Annotated in this window: 1 rRNA gene; it reads left to right on the forward strand. The window is 52.0% G+C overall.

Annotated elements, in window-relative coordinates:
• Nucleotides 1-20: 20 nt before the first annotated feature.
• A 23S ribosomal RNA gene (locus OGX66_RS01675) occupies nucleotides 21-560 on the forward strand; the annotation flags it as partial.

A 560-nucleotide genomic window follows, 5' to 3' on the forward strand; every position in this document is an offset into this window, starting at 1 on the left:
GAAACATCTTCGGGTTGTGAGGTTAAGCGACTAAGCGTACACGGTGGATGCCCTGGCAGTCAGAGGCGATGAAGGACGTGCTAATCTGCGATAAGCGTCGGTAAGGTGATATGAACCGTTATAACCGGCGATTTCCGAATGGGGAAACCCAGTGTGTTTCGACACACTATCATTACGTGAATACATAGCGTAATGAAGCGAACCGGGGGAACTGAAACATCTAAGTACCCCGAGGAAAAGAAATCAACCGAGATTCCCCCAGTAGCGGCGAGCGAACGGGGAGCAGCCCAGAGTCTGAATCAGCTTGTGTGTTAGTGGAACGGTCTGGAAAGTCCGACGGTACAGGGTGATAGTCCCGTACACCAAAATGCACAGGTTGTGAACTCGAAGAGTAGGGCGGGACACGTGGTATCCTGTCTGAATATGGGGGGACCATCCTCCAAGGCTAAATACTCCTGACTGACCGATAGTGAACCAGTACCGTGAGGGAAAGGCGAAAAGAACCCCGGCGAGGGGAGTGAAAAAGAACCTGAAACCGTGTACGTACAAGCAGTGGGAGC

Origin of the sequence: Citrobacter sp. Cf072, assembly GCF_030334485.1 — a bacterium.
GTDB lineage: Bacteria > Pseudomonadota > Gammaproteobacteria > Enterobacterales > Enterobacteriaceae > Citrobacter > Citrobacter freundii.